Origin of the sequence: Pseudomonas sp. BMS12, assembly GCF_001592875.1 — a bacterium.
GTDB lineage: Bacteria > Pseudomonadota > Gammaproteobacteria > Pseudomonadales > Pseudomonadaceae > Aquipseudomonas.
In genome coordinates this window covers 144539-161139 of the sequence record NZ_LSOF01000012.1, presented here as the reverse complement: position 1 = coordinate 161139, position 16601 = coordinate 144539, and the positions used below count along the sequence as shown (strand labels likewise).

General features: G+C 65.8%; 17 protein-coding genes and 1 pseudogene. 10 read left to right on the top strand and 8 right to left on the bottom strand.

Translation table 11 applies throughout. From position 1 onward, the window contains the following. The 5 genes and pseudogenes from AYB31_RS12070 to AYB31_RS12050 form a co-directional block, all read right to left on the bottom strand. A pseudogene (locus AYB31_RS12070) lies at window positions 1–690 on the bottom strand (GGDEF domain-containing protein); the annotation flags it as partial. 24 nt (window positions 691–714) lie between these two features. Further along, window positions 715–1560, bottom strand: a complete 846-nt coding sequence (locus tag AYB31_RS12065) for an endonuclease/exonuclease/phosphatase family protein (RefSeq protein WP_068828942.1) — start codon at window positions 1558–1560, stop codon at window positions 715–717. 10 nt (window positions 1561–1570) lie between these two features. Beyond that, window positions 1571–2233: a thiol:disulfide interchange protein DsbA/DsbL gene (locus AYB31_RS12060; RefSeq protein WP_068828941.1), complete on the bottom strand. Its 663-nt coding sequence runs from the start codon at window positions 2231–2233 to the stop codon at window positions 1571–1573. A gap of 143 nt (window positions 2234–2376) precedes the next feature. Then, window positions 2377–2994, bottom strand: a complete 618-nt coding sequence (locus AYB31_RS12055; RefSeq protein ID WP_068828939.1) for a c-type cytochrome — start codon at window positions 2992–2994, stop codon at window positions 2377–2379. 45 nt (window positions 2995–3039) lie between these two features. Then, entirely contained in the window at window positions 3040–3324 is a 285-nt protein-coding gene (locus tag AYB31_RS12050; protein WP_442961815.1) for a c-type cytochrome, read from the bottom strand. Window positions 3325–3532: 208 nt separating this feature from the next. On the opposite strand from AYB31_RS12050, the gene yihA reads away from it, so the two are divergent. Then, complete coding sequence (yihA, locus tag AYB31_RS12045; RefSeq protein ID WP_068828935.1) at window positions 3533–4180, top strand: ribosome biogenesis GTP-binding protein YihA/YsxC; 648 nt, start codon at window positions 3533–3535, stop codon at window positions 4178–4180. Window positions 4181–4594: 414 nt separating this feature from the next. Here the strand turns inward: yihA and polA are convergent, their stop codons facing one another. Next, complete coding sequence (gene polA, locus AYB31_RS12040; RefSeq protein ID WP_068828933.1) at window positions 4595–7399, bottom strand: DNA polymerase I; 2805 nt, start codon at window positions 7397–7399, stop codon at window positions 4595–4597. A 74-nt stretch (window positions 7400–7473) separates the two neighbouring features. Between polA and AYB31_RS12035 the strand changes: the two genes are divergently transcribed. Together AYB31_RS12035 and AYB31_RS12030 are read left to right on the top strand one after the other, a co-directional pair. Then, window positions 7474–7758 (top strand): DUF2782 domain-containing protein, encoded by a 285-nt coding sequence (locus AYB31_RS12035; RefSeq protein ID WP_068828931.1) that lies wholly within the window; start codon window positions 7474–7476, stop codon window positions 7756–7758. A 4-nt stretch (window positions 7759–7762) separates the two neighbouring features. Continuing rightward, window positions 7763–8713, top strand: coding sequence for a homoserine kinase (locus tag AYB31_RS12030; RefSeq protein ID WP_068828928.1), 951 nt, complete (start codon window positions 7763–7765; stop codon window positions 8711–8713). Window positions 8714–8830: 117 nt separating this feature from the next. Here the strand turns inward: AYB31_RS12030 and AYB31_RS12025 are convergent, their stop codons facing one another. After that, complete coding sequence (locus AYB31_RS12025; RefSeq protein ID WP_082805285.1) at window positions 8831–9736, bottom strand: zinc ABC transporter substrate-binding protein; 906 nt, start codon at window positions 9734–9736, stop codon at window positions 8831–8833. 64 nt (window positions 9737–9800) lie between these two features. On the opposite strand from AYB31_RS12025, the gene AYB31_RS12020 reads away from it, so the two are divergent. From AYB31_RS12020 to AYB31_RS11990, 7 genes are all read left to right on the top strand, one after another. After that, on the top strand, window positions 9801–10301 hold the full coding sequence (locus AYB31_RS12020) for a Fur family transcriptional regulator (protein WP_068828924.1): 501 nt from the start codon (window positions 9801–9803) through the stop codon (window positions 10299–10301). Further along, on the top strand, window positions 10298–11092 hold the full coding sequence (gene znuC / locus AYB31_RS12015; RefSeq protein ID WP_068828922.1) for a zinc ABC transporter ATP-binding protein ZnuC: 795 nt from the start codon (window positions 10298–10300) through the stop codon (window positions 11090–11092). The genes AYB31_RS12020 and znuC overlap by 4 nt, the downstream gene beginning before the upstream one ends. Further along, entirely contained in the window at window positions 11092–11880 is a 789-nt protein-coding gene (gene znuB, locus AYB31_RS12010) for a zinc ABC transporter permease subunit ZnuB (protein ID WP_068828919.1), read from the top strand. The genes znuC and znuB overlap by 1 nt, the downstream gene beginning before the upstream one ends. 53 nt (window positions 11881–11933) lie before the next feature. Beyond that, entirely contained in the window at window positions 11934–12821 is an 888-nt protein-coding gene (locus tag AYB31_RS12005) for a hypothetical protein (RefSeq protein ID WP_068828917.1), read from the top strand. A 235-nt stretch (window positions 12822–13056) separates the two neighbouring features. Continuing rightward, window positions 13057–14064, top strand: a complete 1008-nt coding sequence (locus AYB31_RS12000) for a methionine ABC transporter ATP-binding protein (protein WP_068828915.1) — start codon at window positions 13057–13059, stop codon at window positions 14062–14064. Continuing rightward, entirely contained in the window at window positions 14064–14732 is a 669-nt protein-coding gene (locus AYB31_RS11995) for a methionine ABC transporter permease (protein WP_068828914.1), read from the top strand. Before AYB31_RS12000 ends, AYB31_RS11995 begins: the two co-directional genes overlap by 1 nt. A 75-nt stretch (window positions 14733–14807) precedes the next feature. After that, window positions 14808–15587: a MetQ/NlpA family ABC transporter substrate-binding protein gene (locus AYB31_RS11990; RefSeq protein WP_068828913.1), complete on the top strand. Its 780-nt coding sequence runs from the start codon at window positions 14808–14810 to the stop codon at window positions 15585–15587. Window positions 15588–15728: 141 nt separating this feature from the next. On the opposite strand, the gene AYB31_RS11985 is transcribed toward AYB31_RS11990, so the two are convergent. Beyond that, a complete protein-coding gene (locus tag AYB31_RS11985; RefSeq protein WP_068828911.1) occupies window positions 15729–16592 on the bottom strand; it encodes a LysR family transcriptional regulator in 864 nt (287 codons plus the stop codon). Window positions 16593–16601: the final 9 nt, after the last annotated feature.

Sequence of the window (16601 nt, the reverse complement as noted above, 5' to 3'; positions counted from 1 at the left end):
AGTCGGAGTCGGAGTCGGAGTCGGAGTCGGAGTCGGAGTCGGAGTCGGAGTCGGAGTCGGAGTCGGAGTCGGAGTCTCGAGTTCAGGCTCGTCCTCCGACAATCCATCTGCAAGCACAGGCTCGACCGCGGCGGGCGCCGGTGCGGCACTCTGCTCGGCCACGTCCTGCTCGCGATTGCCGAACAGACGCTGCAGCAGACCAGGGCGCGCCACCGGCTCGCTGGCCAGCACGGCCAGGGTCTTCTCCTGTAGGCTAGCCAGCTCGGCCAGCAGCGCCGGCAACTCGCGGGGCTGGCTGGCGCGCTCGTCGATACGCTTGGCAAACTGCTTGAGGGCCCGGCGCACCTCGCGTGGCGGGTCCATGGCCAACAGCTGCTGGGTCAGCCCGGCGAAGCCCGCCACATTCTGTTCCTGGCGCTGCTGGCGACGCTGCTCGGAATCCAGCACCGCCCGCTCCAGGCGCGGAATCAGACCGGAAAGGCCGGCATCCATCTTGTCGCCCCGGATCAGCTCACGCAGCTCCTGCATGCACTGGTCCACCGCCTTGTCGCTGCCTTCGGCGGCCAGCGAGCTGCGCACCAGACCGCGACGCAACAGGTCGAGCCGCTGGTTCCAGCGCTGCTCCAGCTGCTCCTGCTGTTCGAGGCTCTTGAGGTACTTGGCTTTCCAGCGCTGGGCTTCATCGGTCATGGTGGCGATCCAGTGGCAAAGCCACTACAGCATAGGCAGAGTCAGGCTACTCGGCAGGCGGATGTCCACCGCGACCGGCAGATGATCGGAAATCGGCTGGCTGAGCACTTCGACTCGCTCCAGGGCGAGTGCGGGGCTCAGCAGAATATGATCCAGACAGCGCTGCGGGCGCCAGCTGGGGAAGGTGGCCTCGATCTGCGGCGCGACCAGGCCAAGGTCACGCAAAGGTGAGTGCTGCAGCAGATCGACGGCATGGGTGTTCATGTCGCCCATCAGCACCACATGGCGATGCCCCTGAATCAACTCGCGCACGTAGGCCAGTTGCCGGGTGCGCACACGGGGGCCCAGGGCCAGGTGCATGTTGATCACCAGCAGCGACTCCTCGCCTTCGCCGAAACGCAACAGCACCGCGCCCCGCCCCGCCGGACCGGGTAGCGGGTGATCCTCCAGCTGACTGGGCCGCAGACGGCTGAGCACGCCATTGCTGTGCTGGGCGAAGCGCCCGAGATTGCGATTGAGCTGCTGATACCAGTAGGGAAAGGCGCCGAGCTCGGCGAGATGCTCGACCTGATTGACGTAGCCGGAGCGCAGGCTGCCGCCATCCACTTCCTGCAAGGCCACCAGATCGTAGTCGCCCAGCAGTGCGCCGATGCGCTGCAGGTTGCCCGCCCGCCCGCTGTGCGGCAGCAGATGCTGCCAGCTGCGGGTCAGGTAGTGGTGGTAACGCGCCGTACTGATGCCGACCTGGATATTGAAGCTGAGCAGGCGCAGCAGGCCGTCAGCGCTGCGTGCACCGGAGTCCTGGCAATGGCCGTTGACCTGCGCCTGGCGCAGGCCGGCGACACGCCTGGAACTCCAGTGACGCAACATGGCGCTGGACTCAATTGGCGGAAGTGGCTTTCTCGACCAGGTCGGGGCCGGCGGCACGCTCCTTGTCGATCAGGAAGTCGGCCACGTCCAGCGCCTGCTCCGGACCACCCGAGCTGCCGATGTCGAAACGGTACTTGCCGTTGACGATCAGCACCGGTACGCCCTTGATCTGATAGGCCAGCGCCAGCTTCTTGGCCTTGGCCACCTGGCCTTTCACCGCGAAGGAGTTGTAGGTACTGAGGAACTTGTCCTTGTCCACGCCCTGTTCGGCGAGGAACTCGGCCATTTCTTCCGGCGTCGCCAGCTTGCGCTTCTCCTGGTGGATGGCCTTGAACACGGCGTCATGCACTTCCTTTTCCACGCCCATCGACTCGAGAGTGATGAACATCTGGCCGTGGATGTCCCAGACACCGCCGAACATGGCGGGAATACGGATAAAGTGCACGTCTGCCGGCAGCTTTTCGATCCAGGGGTTGAGGGTCGGTTCGAACTGGTAGCAATGCGGGCAGCCGTACCAGAACAGCTCGACCACTTCGATCTTGCCGGGTTGCGATACGGGCACCGGGCTGCTCAGTTCGTCGTACTGGCGGCCGGCCTCGATGCTCTCGGCCTGGGCGAAGGTACCGAACAGGCTGAGCGAGGCAAAGGCGGCGCCGAGAATCAGGTTACGCATGCAGAACTCCTTGGCGATGGGAACCGCGCGGGGCGGGCGTGGGTTCGACCGACGGCGCCACAGCGGGTTCCGGCATTGTAGCGGCAGCACCAACGAAAAAGGGTGGCCATGGCCACCCTTTTGTTTCCGCGTATCAATCCAACTCAGTGCAGGCCCTGGATGTAGCTGGAAACGGCCTGGATATCCTTGTTGCTCAGCTTGGCGGCGATGGCGCGCATGATCATGCTGTCGCCATCGTTGGTGCGGTTGCCTTCGCGGAAGTCGGTCAGCTGCTTGGCCACGTACTGGGCATGCTGGCCGCCCAGGTGCGGGAACGCAGCCGGCGCATTGCCGGCACCGTTGGGCGAGTGGCAACCGGTGCAGGCCGGCATGCCTTCCTCGATCTTGCCACCGCGGAACAGTGCTTCGCCACGGGCGACGATCTGCGGATCGGCGGCGCCGACGCTCATCTTCTGGCTAGAGAAATAGGCCGCGATGTCGGCCATGTCCTGCTCGCTGAGGTTATCCAGCAGGCCGGTCATTTCCAGCACGGTACGCTTGCCACCCTTGATGTCATGCAGCTGCTTGAGCAGGTAACGTTCGCCCTGGCCGGCCAGCTTCGGGAAGTTGGGCGCGGCGCTGTTACCGTCCGCACCATGGCAGGCGCCACACACCGCAGTCTTGGCCTGGCCTGCCTCGGCATCGCCGACGAGCGGGCCGGCGGCATGCGCGGCAGCGGAGACACCCAGGGTCAACAGCAGGCTCACGAGTACTTTGTTCATCAGCTAATCCAATAACGGCTAAAGGTTTTAAGAGTTCTTACGGGACTACTCACTCATCAACTTGATGACGGCCTGGTAGTCCTCGGCGCTGCAATCCATGCACAAACCACGCGGCGGCATGGCATTCAAACCGTTGGTGACACTCTGTACCAGCGCATCCATGCCCTTGGCCACCCTGGGCTCCCAGGCTGCCTTGTCGCCACGTTTGGGCGCCATCGGCAATTGGCCATTGTGGCAGGCCGAACAGGCCTTGGCATACACCGCTTCCGGATCCTGCGCCGCCTGGGCGACGCTCGACAAGCACAGTAGCACTGCGCTGGTGACCAGCATTCTCTTCATAGCCAACCTCATCAGTGAGGGAACGGCCTGCGTCTGGTCGCGCAGCAGTTGTGACTCGTTCCCGGCAGAAGGACAAAGCGCACACAAAATCTGCGGCATTATATACTGGCGACGCTGAAACGGAAGCGACAGCATGCCGCGGCCCCTTGCCGCACTTGGCGCGCAACGCCTCCAGCCCCTGCCTCGAACCGGATTTCCCATGTCAATCAAGAACCCCATCCTCGGTCTGTGTCAGCAGGCTAGCTTCATCATCAGCGCCGCCAAGGTCGACCAGTGCCCGGACGATCAGGGCCTGGAAGTGGCCTTCGCCGGGCGTTCCAATGCCGGCAAGTCGAGCGCGCTGAATACCCTGACCCATGCCAGCCTGGCGCGCACCTCAAAGACGCCGGGACGCACCCAGCTGCTCAACTTCTTCCGTTTGGATGACGAGCGCCGCCTGGTCGACCTGCCGGGCTACGGCTACGCCAAGGTGCCGATTCCGCTCAAACAGCATTGGCAGAAGCACCTGGAAGCCTACCTGAGCAGCCGCGAGAGCCTGTGCGGCCTGGTGCTGATGATGGACATCCGCCACCCGTTGACCGAATTCGACAGCATGATGCTGGACTGGGCCAAGGCCAGTGGCATGCCCCTGCACATCCTGCTGACCAAGGCCGACAAGCTGGCCTTCGGCGCGGCGAAGAACGCCCTGCTCAAGGTGCGTCAGGAAATTCGCAAGGAATGGGGCGATGACGTCGCCAGCATCCAGCTGTTCTCCGCGCCGAAGCGCATGGGCGTGGAAGAGGCACAACTGGTGCTCGCCGGCTGGCTGGGGCTGCTGGAAGAAGAAAGCAGCGATTTCGCGAGCTAGAGCCAGGCTAGGCGCAACGACCAACGGGAGTAACAGCCGCAGGCTGGCCCGCAGGGCGAGCGTAGCGAGTCAATCGCGAGGGCGCGGAGTTTACGCGTTGTAAATGAGCAGCCCGAGACGCCGCGTCCCGGCGGGATTTCAACGACGCATGGCCGACGCGCAGCAAATCGCGAACAAAAAAAACCCCGGGCTTCGTATGGGGAGGGAGAAGACCGGGGTTCAATTCTGAACCGCTAGGGCGGGGTTCAGAGATCTGCCAACACTAAAACACAGCTAGGAGCATTGAAGGGCGTCGTGCCATTCATATCCTCTGACCGGCCCTGCTGGCAGATAGTTCAGATTTTTTTAAATCGCGTTGCGATAAAAGATTAAAAAGCCGCTGAAAACAGGAATAACGCGAAAACGCGCCCTGCCTCAATGCGCCTCGTCCCAGTTGGCTCCCACGCCCGCTTCCACCAGCAACGGCACATCCAGTTCGGCGGCGCCGCTCATTCGCGGCAACAGGCCGGCCTTGAGCGCGTCGACCTGATCCTCGCGAACCTCCAGGACAAGCTCGTCGTGCACCTGCAGGATCACCTTGGCATCCAGGCCGGACTGCGGCAGCCAGGCGTCCACGGCGATCATCGCGCGTTTCATGATATCCGCCGCGCTGCCCTGCATCGGCGCGTTGATCGCCGTGCGCTCGGCACCCTTGCGCAGCGACGGGTTCTTCGCATGGATATCCGGCAGGTACAGGCGACGACCGAACAGGGTCTCGACATAGCCCTGCTGGCTGGCCTGCTCGCGGGTGCGCTCCATGTAGGCCAGTACGCCGGGATAACGGGCGAAATAGGTGTCGATATAGGCCTGCGCCTGCTTGCGGTCGCAGCCGATCTGCTTGGCCAGGCCGAAGGCGCTCATGCCGTAGATCAGACCGAAATTGATCGCCTTGGCGCTGCGTCGCTGATCGCTGGTCACCTCTTCCAGGGCCACGCCGAAGACTTCGGCAGCGGTAGCCTTGTGTACGTCGCGATCATGACGGAAGGCGTCCAGCAGGCCTTCGTCCTTGGCCAGGTGGGCCATGATGCGCAGCTCGATCTGCGAGTAGTCCGCCGCCAGCAGCTTGTAGCCCTTGGGCGCGATAAAGGCCTGACGAATGCGTCGGCCTTCGGCGGTGCGGATCGGGATGTTCTGCAGGTTCGGGTCGGTCGAGGACAGCCGTCCGGTCGCCGCCACGGCCTGGTGGTAGCTGGTGTGGATGCGCCCGGTGCGCGGGTTGATCTGCTCCGGCAGGCGGTCGGTATAGGTGCTCTTCAGCTTGCTCAGGGAGCGGTATTGCATCAGCACCTTGGGCAGCTCGTAGTCCTGCTCGGCCAGCTCGGCCAGCACCGCCTCGGCGGTCGAGGCCTGACCAGTGGCGGTCTTGCTGATGATCGGCAGACCGAGCTTTTCATAGAGGATCGCGCCGAGCTGCTTGGGCGAGCCGAGGTTGAACTCCTCGCCGGCAATGGCGAATGCCTGCCGCTCCAGCTCGACCAGGCGCTCGCCCAGCTCGACGCTGTGCTGACCGAGCAGCTTGGCGTCGACCAGCGCCCCCTGGCGCTCGATACGTGCCAGTACCGGCACCAGCGGCATCTCGATTTCCTGCAGTACTTTGGCCAGCGATGGCGTGGCCTGCAGCTTGGCCCACAGGGTCTGGTGCAGGCGCAAGGTTATGTCGGCGTCTTCCGCCGCATAGGGCCCGGCCTGTTCCAGGGCGATCTGGTCGAAGGTCAGCTGTTTGGCGCCCTTGCCGGCGATGTCCTCGAAGCGAATGGTGCTGTGGTCGAGGTACTTCATCGCCAGGCTGTCCATGTCGTGCCGCGTCGCCGTCGAGTCCAGCACATAGGATTCGAGCATGGTGTCGAAGGCCACGCCCTGCACCATGATCGGCGTCGAGGCATTGGCCAGTACGTTCATGTCGTACTTGGCGTGCTGACCGACCTTGGCCTTGGCCGGGTCCTCCAGCAGCGGCTTGAGCGCACGTAGCACGGCGTCGCGATCCAGCTGCGCCGGCACACCCATGTAGGAGTGGGCCAGCGGCACATAGGCGGCCTCGCCAGCGGTGACGGCGAAGGATACGCCGACCACCTGGGCCTGCTGCGGGTCGAGGCTGGTGGTTTCGGTGTCGAAGGCGATCAGCTCGGCCTGCTCCAGCTTCTGCAACCAGGCGTCGAACTGCACCTGTTCCAGCACGGTTTCGTAGCGGCTCTCGGCTTGCGCGGCCGGCTCGCCGTCTGCAGCAATCTCGGCAGGAGCCGCGACGGGCTGGTCGAACAGACCGCCGCTGGGCGCGGGCACCGTGGCCGGGCGCGCCTTGGGCTTCTCGCGCTGCAGCTCGTCCAGCCAGCCCTTGAATTCCAGCTCGCTGTACAGCTCGACCAAGGCCGCGCGGTTCGGCTCGCCCGGATGCAGGTCGTCGACACCGACGTCCAGCTCGACGTCGACCTTGATGGTCGCCAACTGGTAGGAGAGGAACGCCATGTCCTTGTGCTCGGTCAGCTTGGCCGGCAGGGTCTTGGCCCCGCGGATCGGCAGTTCCGGCACCTTGTCCAGGTTGGCGTAGAGCACATCGAGGCCGCCACCGACACCGACCAGCAGGCCCAGCGCGGTCTTCTCGCCGACGCCCGGCACGCCGGGGATGTTGTCGACCTTGTCACCCATCAGGGCCAGGTAATCGATGATCAGCTCCGGGCCGACGCCGAACTTCTCGCGCACGCCCTCGATGTCGTAGACGCTGCCGGTCATGGTGTTGACCAGGGTGACGTGCGGGCAGACCAGCTGAGCCATGTCCTTGTCGCCGGTGGAGATCACCACGTCGCGACCCAGCGCTGCAGTCTGCCGCGCCAGAGTGCCGATCACGTCGTCGGCCTCCACCCCCTCCACACACAGCAACGGGTAGCCCAACGCACGTACTGCGGCGTGCAGCGGCTCGACCTGACCGCGCAGCTCCTCCGGCATTGGCGGGCGGTTGGCCTTGTACTCGGCAAACATCGCGTCACGGAAGGTGCCGCCCTTGGCGTCGAAGACCACCGCGAAGGGGCTGTTGGGGTATTGCTTGCGCAGGCTCTTGAGCATGTTCAGCACGCCCTTCACCGCGCCGGTCTGCAAGCCTTTGGAGTTGGCCAGCGGCGGCAGGGCGTGGAAGGCGCGGTACAGGTAGGAGGAACCGTCGACCAGAACGAGAGGGGCATTGGACATGCTTGGGATCAACCTTTTGCCGGGTGCGAGCGCTAGAATGGCTGCATCAACCTGAAGAAAGGGACAAGGTTACCATGCGCATGCTCACCCGCCTGACCCTGGCCGCCGTACTGGCCGCCAGCCCGCTGCTCGCCCTGGCCGAGGAAGACGTTACCGGCGACCCGGACGTGACCATCCGCCAGGACGGCGACAAGACCATCACCGAATACCGCCAGAACGGCTTTCTCTACGCCATCAAGGTCACGCCGAAAAACGGCAAGCCGTACTTCCTGGTGCGCGCCGACGGCAGCGAAGGCAACTTCATCCGCTCCGACCAGCCGGACATGCTGATTCCGGCCTGGGAAATCTTCAGCTGGTAAGCCCATGTCCGTCTTCACACCCCTTGAACGCCACGAACTGGAAGCCTTCCTCGAACCCTACGGGCTCGGGCGCCTGAAGGACTTCCAGGGCATCGCGGCCGGTAGCGAGAACAGCAACTTCTTCATCAGCCTGGAAGGCGGTGAGTTCGTTCTCACCCTGGTCGAGCGTGGTCCGCGCGGCGACCTGCCGTTCTTCGTCGAACTGCTGGAGCGCCTGCATCAGGCCGGCCTGCCGGTGCCCTATGGCGTCGCCGCCCATGACGGCGAAGTGCTGCGCGAACTGGCGGAGAAGCCCGCGCTGCTGCAGCCGCGCCTGGCCGGCAAGCATGTGCAGCAACCCAACACCCACCACTGCGCGGAAATCGGCGCCTGGCTGGCCCGTCTGCACCTGGCGACGCACGACGCGCCGCTGGAACGGCGCAGCGATCGCGGCCTCGACTGGATGCTGGAAGAAGGCACCGTCCTGGCTCTGGAGCTGCACGACGAGCAACTGCCGCTGCTGCGCGACAGCCTGCACGAGGTCAGCGAACTGAAGCCACGCATCCTCGCCCTGCCGCGCGCCAACCTGCATGCCGACCTGTTCCTCGACAACGCCTTGTTCGACGGCAACCACCTGACCGGGGTGATCGACTTCTACAACGCCTGCTCGGGGCCGATGCTCTACGACCTGGCGATCACCCTCAACGACTGGTGCTCGCTGCCCGACCAGAGTCTGGACCTGCCGCGCGCCCAGGCGCTGCTCGGCGCCTATGCCGCGCTACGCCCCTTCAGCCGCGCCGAGGCCGAGCTGTGGCCGGCCATGCTGCGCATCGCCTGCCTGCGTTTCTGGCTGTCGCGCCTGATTGCCGCGCGCCGCTTCCAGGGCCGCGACGTGCTGGTCAAGGACCCCGCCGAGTTCCAGCGCCGCCTGGCCCAGCGCCAGCAGGTGACACTGCACTTGCCTGTCGTGCTCTGAGACCAGCCCTGGTCGCAGACGGAAACGTCCCTGCTCGTAAGCCGGCTGAGCAGGGATGCTTCCTGGCAAACCCAGCCCTGTCGCCATGCCGGCCGACCTTGCAGCAGACTCAGCCGCCTACAGACCTTCCAGGCAGCCAGCCAGGCCGGCGCCGAGATCGTCGATCAGTTGCTCATAGCTCTGCGCCTTGGCGCCCAGGGCATCCAGCTCGGCCAGCCGGACCGGAAGTCCCTCGGACAGGGTCTGCGCCAGGCGCGGGCGCAGCGGCGGCTCGCTGAACACGCAGGACGGCCCGGCCGCCTTGAGCGCCGCACGCATCTGCGCCACATGGCGCGCACCCGGCTGCACCTCGCTGGCAGCGCTGAAGACGCCGACATGCTGCAGGCCATAGGCACTTTCGAAGTAGTCGAAAGCCTGGTGGAAGACAAAGAACGGCTGGCCGGCCAACGGCGCCAGGCGCAGCTTCAAGCGGGCATCCAGTGCTTCCAGGCGACCGGCGAAGGCCTGCAGGTTGGCCTGGTAGCGCGCGGCATTGGTGGGGTCGGCGGCACTCAGGTCGGCGGCCATGCGCGTGGCGATGACCCGGGCGTTGGCCGGCAGCAACCACAGGTGCGCATCCAGGCTGCCGGGGCGGTGATCGTGGTCGTGCTCTTCGTCGTGATGCTCGTGCGCGCCCTCACCGCCTTTCTCCTGACCGAAGCGGCGCAGGGTCAGCCCCGCCAGGTCCTGCACAGCAATGCTCGGCTTCTCGCGGCTGGCCAGAACGCGTGGCAGGAAGTTCTCCATATCCGGGCCGATCCAGTACAGCAGATCCACTTCCTGCACGCGGCGCATGTCCGAAGGGCGCAGAGCGAAATGGTGTGGCGAGGCGCCAGGCGGCAGCAGTACCTCGGGTTGCCCGAGATCGCCCTGCACGGCGGCGGCGATCAGCTGCAACGGCTTGATGCTGGTGAGAACCCGTACCTCGGCCTGAGCGGCCAGGCTTAGCAGGGATATAAATAGGAGGGCGAACAGACGCGGCACGACGACAAGACTCTGAGGCAAAAAGAGTAATAGAATAACGTCTCTTCATCCGGACGTCCTCGTCATGTTCAAGCCACTGACCGACAACACGCCCCTGGCCTGCCTGCCGCACGACCATTCGCGCTGTGTCGCCGACGCCCTGGCCGAGGCCGAGCAACTCTGCCACAAGCAGGGCACGCGCCTGACCGCGCTACGCAAGCGCGTGCTGGAACTGGTCTGGGCCAGCCACAAACCACTCGGCGCCTACGACATCCTCGCCGTGCTCAGCGAGGAAGACGGCCGCCGCGCTGCACCGCCCACCGTCTATCGCGCGCTGGATTTCCTCCTGGAAAACGGCCTGGTGCACCGCATCTCTTCGCTCAACGCCTTTATCGGCTGCGTGCATCCGGGCGAGCTGCACCAGGGCCAGTTCCTTATCTGCAAGGCCTGCCACACCGCCATCGAGTTGGAGCAGGCGGCAATCAGCCAGGCCATCGTGGCCAGCGCCGCTAGCGTGGGCTTCGTCGTGGAAAGCCAGACAGTCGAAGTGGTCGGCCTGTGCAGCCGCTGCCGGGAGGCGGCATGAGCGAGACGCTGATCGAGCTGCGCGACATCGGCGTGCATTTTGCCGGCCAGGCCGTACTGCAGAATGTGCAGCTGAGCGTGCGTGCCGGTGAGATCGTCACCCTGATCGGCCCCAACGGCGCCGGCAAGACCACCCTGGTGCGCACCGTGCTCGGCCTGCTCAAGCCGGACAGCGGCAGCGTGCGCCGCACGCCACGCCTGCGCATCGGCTACATGCCGCAGAAGCTGCACGTCGACCCGACCCTGCCACTGTCGGTGCTGCGCTTTCTGCGCCTGGTGCCGGGCGTAGACCGCGCTGCGGCGCTGGCCGCACTGCGGGAAGTCGGCGCCGAGCAGGTCATCGACAGCCCGCTGCAGGGCATCTCCGGTGGCGAACTGCAGCGCGTGCTGCTGGCCCGCGCCCTGCTGCGTGAGCCGCAGCTGCTGGTGCTCGACGAGCCGGTGCAGGGCGTCGACGTGGCCGGCCAGGCCGAGCTGTACGGCCTGATCGGCCGCCTGCGCGACCGCCACGGCTGTGGCGTGCTGATGGTTTCCCACGACCTGCACCTGGTGATGAGTGCCACCGACCAGGTGGTCTGCCTCAATCGCCATGTGTGCTGCTCCGGCCACCCCGAGCAGGTCAGCAACGACCCGGTGTTCGTCGAGATGTTCGGCCAGGATGCGCAAAGCCTGGCGATCTACCACCACCACCACGATCACAGCCACGACCTGCACGGCAGCGTGGTCGACCAACCCGCCGGACTGACCATCCACGGTCCGGCGCATGTCCACGGTCCAGGCTGTAAACACTGATGCCCGATTTCCTCCTCAACGCTCTGCTCGCCGGCCTGGCCCTGGCCCTGGTCGCCGGCCCCCTCGGCTCCTTCGTGGTATGGCGGCGCATGGCCTATTTCGGCGACACCCTGTCGCATGCCGCGCTGCTCGGCGTGGCCCTGGGCTTTCTCCTCGACCTCAGCCCGACCCTGGCGGTGACCGCCGGCTGCCTGCTGCTGGCCGTGCTGCTGGTCACCCTGCAGCAGCGCCAGCCGCTGGCCTCGGACACCCTGCTCGGCATCCTGGCGCCCACCACCCTGTCACTGGGCCTCGTCGTGCTGAGCTTCATGGACGAGGTGCGCATCGACCTGATGGCCTACCTGTTCGGCGACCTGCTGGCGGTGAGCGACACCGACCTGGCCTGGATTCTCGGCGGCAGCGCCCTGGTCCTGGCCCTGCTGCTACCCCTGTGGCGGCGCCTGCTGGCGATCACCGTGCACGAGGAGCTGGCGCGGGTCGAAGGCCTGCCGGTGGCTGGCCTGCGCCTGACACTGATGCTGCTGATTGCAGTGGTCATCGCCGTGGCCATGAAGATAGTCGGGGTGCTGCTGATCACCTCGCTGTTGATCATTCCCGCCGCCGCCGCCCAGCGCCACGCGCGCACCCCGGAGCAGATGGCTGTTGGCGCCAGCGTGCTGGGCATGCTCGCCGTGTGCGGCGGCTTGGCCCTGTCCTGGTACCAGGACACCCCCGCCGGACCTTCTATCGTGGTATCCGCCGCATCGATTTTCCTCATAGGCTTTGCCCTGCCTCGTCGAGCCCGTTAGGATTGGGCGTTTTTTGCCCAACCCAAAACGAGACAGAACCGACGGGTCATAATATGAACAATAAAACGAACCGCTATCTCGCTGGCCTCGCCCTTGGATTGCTGGCGAGTGGCGCTCAGGCCGAATACTGGACGGTCGACGAGCAGGTCAAGAACTTCAACGACGTGTCCGCGCATCTGCTGCGCGGTGATCTGCAGGCAGCAGAAGCCAAGCTGCAGAGCATCAGCCAGAACATCGACAAGAGCGACGTGCGCATCGGCCAGTATCATCGCGAGCTGGCCAACGCCTATCTGGAGCAGGGCCGGCAGCAACTGGCGAGCGGCAATACCGAGGCGGCCGCCACGACCCTGACGCAGGGCGAACAGCATCTGATCGCGGCCTCTCCGGCCCTGAAAGCGCAATATCAGTCGAGCCTCGAAGCCGCCACGGTCGAGCGCCGCCAGGCCGAAGCCAAAGCCGCAGCGCAGGCCAAGGCTGCGCAGGCCCGCCAGGAAGCCGAGCGCGCGCGTCAGCAACAACTGGCCGAAGCCAAAGCCGCCGCCGAACGCCAGGCCCGTGCCCAACAGCAGGCAGCCGCGGCGAAGACCGAGCCCAGCGCCGCCCCGGTGCCGGTTGCCGCAGTCAAGCCGGCAGTGGTTGCCGCCCCGCGCGCGCGCCTGATCGACCCGAATGCCACCAGCAGCAGCGTCCCCATGCCCATGCTCGACGCCGGTGACCGCGACGGCCTGCGCGACCTGCTCGACGTGGTCGCCGCCGATGTGGTCGCCTTCGACTGCGCCGTGCGCCTGGAAGTGCGCGAGGCCAAGGATTACCCCTTCGTCGCCGCCCTGCTCTCGGCGCGGATCAAGAAACTCGCCCCGGGCTTCGACCCGCAGTTCTCCCCGGTGCTCAAGCCGGACCAGGAGCCGCGGCTGGTGCTAAGCCCGCAAAGCAACGGCTAAATCTGACGGCAGGACAACGCAGGGCGGGTGCAACCCGCGCGGGACATAATCCTGCGGGTTGCACCCGCCCTGCTTGCTTATGCCTCTTGGTAAGCAATTCAGGCCAAGAAAGACTAAGAGCGCATAAACAAACCGGCTAAAATGCGCGGCTTTCGGCTAACCGCCTAGGCTAGAAGGAGTCGCCGCGCCCATCGGACTGCGGCAGCCGCTCCCACGTACCCACAAGGTTCGCTCCGTGATCGAGTTTCACCACGTCAACAAGACCTACCGGGTCGCCGGGCGCGATGTGCCCGCCCTGCAGCCCACCGGCCTGCGCATCGAGCGCGGCCAGGTATTCGGCCTGATCGGTCATTCGGGGGCGGGCAAGAGCACCCTGCTGCGCCTGATCAACCGCCTGGAAGAGCCCAGCGGCGGGCGCATCGAGGTCGACGGCGAAGACGTCACCGCCCTCGACGCCAATGGGTTGCGCCGTTTCCGTCGCCAGGTCGGGATGATCTTTCAGCACTTCAACCTGCTGTCCTCGAAGACCGTCGCCGCCAACGTGGCCATGCCACTGGAACTGGCCGGCGAACTGAGCCGTGACGAGATCGCCCGGCGCGTCACCGAGTTGCTGGCCCGCGTGGGCCTGAGCGAGCACGCCAACAAGTACCCGGCGCAACTCTCCGGCGGGCAGAAGCAGCGCGTCGGTATCGCCCGCGCGCTGTCGACCAACCCGAAGATCCTGCTGTGCGACGAGGCCACCAGCGCCCTCGACCCACAGACCACGGCCTCGGTGCTGCAACTGCTGGCCGAGATCAACCGCGAGCTTGGCCTGACCATAGTGCTGATCACCCACGAGATGGATGTGATCCGCCGGGTCTGCGACCAGGTTGCGGTGATGGATGCCGGCAGCATCGTCGAACAAGGCCCGGTGGCCCAGGTATTCCTGCATCCGCAGCACCCGACCACCAAGCGCTTCGTCCAGGAAGACGAGCACGTCGACGAGAACGAACAGCGCGACGACTTCGCCCACGTACAGGGGCGCATCCTGCGTCTGACCTTCCAGGGTGAAGCCACCTACGCGCCGCTGCTCGGCACCGTGGCCCGCGAAACCGGCGTCGACTACAGCATCCTTGCCGGGCGCATCGACCGCATCAAGGACAACCCCTATGGCCAGCTGACCCTGGCCATCACCGGCGGCGACTTCGAGGCGGCCCTGGCGCGCTTCGCCGCCGCCGAGGTGCATCTGGAGGTACTGCGCTGATGCTCGAACAACTGCTACCCAACGTCGACTGGCAGGAAATCGGTTACGCCAGCCTCGACACCCTCAACATGCTCGGCGGTTCGCTGCTGTTCACCGTGCTGCTCGGCCTGCCGCTGGGCGTGCTGCTGTTCCTCACCGGGCCACGGCAGATGTTCGAGCAGAAGGCGCTGTATGCCGTGCTGTCCCTGCTGGTCAACGTGCTGCGCTCGGTGCCGTTCGTGATCCTGCTGATCCTGATGATCCCGCTGACGGTGCTGATCACCGGCACCTCGCTGGGCGTGGCCGGTGCCATCCCGCCGCTGGTGGTCGGTGCCACGCCGTTCTTCGCCCGCCTGGTGGAAACCGCCCTGCGCGAAGTGGACCGCGGCATCATCGAAGCCACCCAGGCAATGGGCGCCAGCACCCTGCAGATCATCTTCCGCGCCCTGCTGCCGGAAGCGCTGCCGGGCTTGATCGCCGCCGCCACGGTGACCGCCATTACCCTGGTCTCCTACACCGCCATGAGCGGCCTGATCGGCGGCGGCGGCCTCGGCGACCTGGCCGTGCGCTACGGCTACCAGCGCTACCAGCCGGACGTGATGGCGGTGACCGTGATCCTGCTGCTGATCCTGGTGCAGGCGCTGCAGATGGCCGGCGACCGGCTGGTGGTGCATTTCTCGCGCAAGTAACCTTTTCGCAACACCTAGAACAGCGGGCGAGCCGTTATCCGCGGGACCCGCGCCCCATCCCACAAGGAGTTGAACATGAAGAAACTGCTGACTGCCCTGGCCGCCTCGGCCGCCCTCACCACCGCCGCAGCCCAGGCCGGCGAGATCAGCGTCGCCGCCACCGCAGTGCCGCACGCCGAGATCCTCGAATTCGTCAAACCGGCCCTGGCCAAGGAAGGCGTCGAGCTGAAGATCAAGGTCTTCACCGACTACGTGCAGCCCAACGTGCAGGTCGCCGAAGGCCGCCTGGACGCCAACTTCTTCCAGCACCAACCCTACCTGAACGAATTCAATGCCTCGCGCGGCACCGACCTGGTCAGCATCGCCGGCGTTCACGTCGAGCCCTTCGGCGCCTACTCGAGCAAAATCAAGAGTCTGGAAGAGCTGGCCGACGGCGCCCAGGTGGTAATTCCCAACGACGCCACCAACGGCGGCCGTGCCCTGCTGCTGCTGCAGAAAACCGGCCTGATCAAGCTCAAGGACGCCACCAGCATCACCGCCACCGTCAAGGACATCGTCGAGAACCCGAAGAACATCAAGGTGCGTGAGCTGGAGGCCGCTACCCTGCCGCGCGTGCTGAACCAGGTCGACCTGGCGCTGATCAACACCAACTACGCCCTGGAAGCCGGCCTCAACCCGACCAAGGACGCCCTGGTGATCGAAGGCGACGACTCGCCCTACGTGAACATCCTGGTCACCACCAGCGAGAAGAAGGACAACGCCGACCTGCAGAAGCTGGCCCAGGCCCTGCACAGCACTGCGGTGAAGCAGTTCATCGTCGACAAGTACAAAGGCGCCGTGGTGCCGGCGTTCTGATCGCAGCAGCCTAGCCCTGAAGAAGCCGGCCCTTGTGCCGGCTTTTTTGTCTCCGTGGGAGCGGCTTTAGCCGCGATAAGCAGACCCAACGCCCCTCATTCGCGGCTAAAGCCATCGCCAACAGAGCTGCCGCCAATAGTGCTAAAGGTTTACTGCGCCCAGACACTCCAACAGGCAGTCCAGCGCCGGCTGGCGCTGGGCGCGGCGTACCAGGGCGACCAGTTCGCGATGGAAGCTCAGCTCGCCCAGTTCGATCACCCGTACCCGCGCGCCCCGCTCGCGCCACAGGCCGGCCAGGGGAATCAGCGCCACGCCCAGGCCGGCCTCGACCATGCGCACGATAGCTTCCAGCTCGTCCAGCTCCAGCGCCTCGCGCACCTGCAACTGCTGCTCGCGCAGGAAGCGACTGACCTGGCGACCACCGAAGGAGCTGCGGTCATAGCGCACGAAGGGCTGGCTGGCGAGCAGTTGCAGCGGATCGTCGCCCGGCAGCTCCGCCGGCACGACCAGCACGAAGGGTTCGCGGGCCAGGGCCAGCAGCTGCAGCTCCTTGGGCTGCTCGAAGGGCGGCCTGATCAGCAGCGCCAGGTCCAGCTCGCCGGCGTCGACCCGGCTCAGCAGATCGAGCGAAACACCCGGCAGCAGCTTCAGCTCGATGCCCGGTGCGCGTTCGCGAAAGCGCGGCAGCGCCTCGGGCAGCAACCCGGTCTGCAGGCTGGCGATGGCGCCCACCCGTAGTTCGCCGCGCCACTCGCCGGCCGCTTCGGGGCGAGCCATCTCGGCATACAGCGCGAGCATCTGTTCGGCCAGCGGCAGGGCATGGCGCCCGGCGGCATTGAGCACGGCAGCCCGCCCGCTGCGGTCGAACAGGCGCAGGCCCAGGCCCTGCTCCAGCACACGCATCTGCGCGCTGACAGCCGACTGGGTAAGGCCGACATACTGGCCGGCGGCGGCGAAGGTACCGTGGCGGGCCACAGCGACGAAGGTTTTCAGTTCGCGCAGCATTGATCGAAA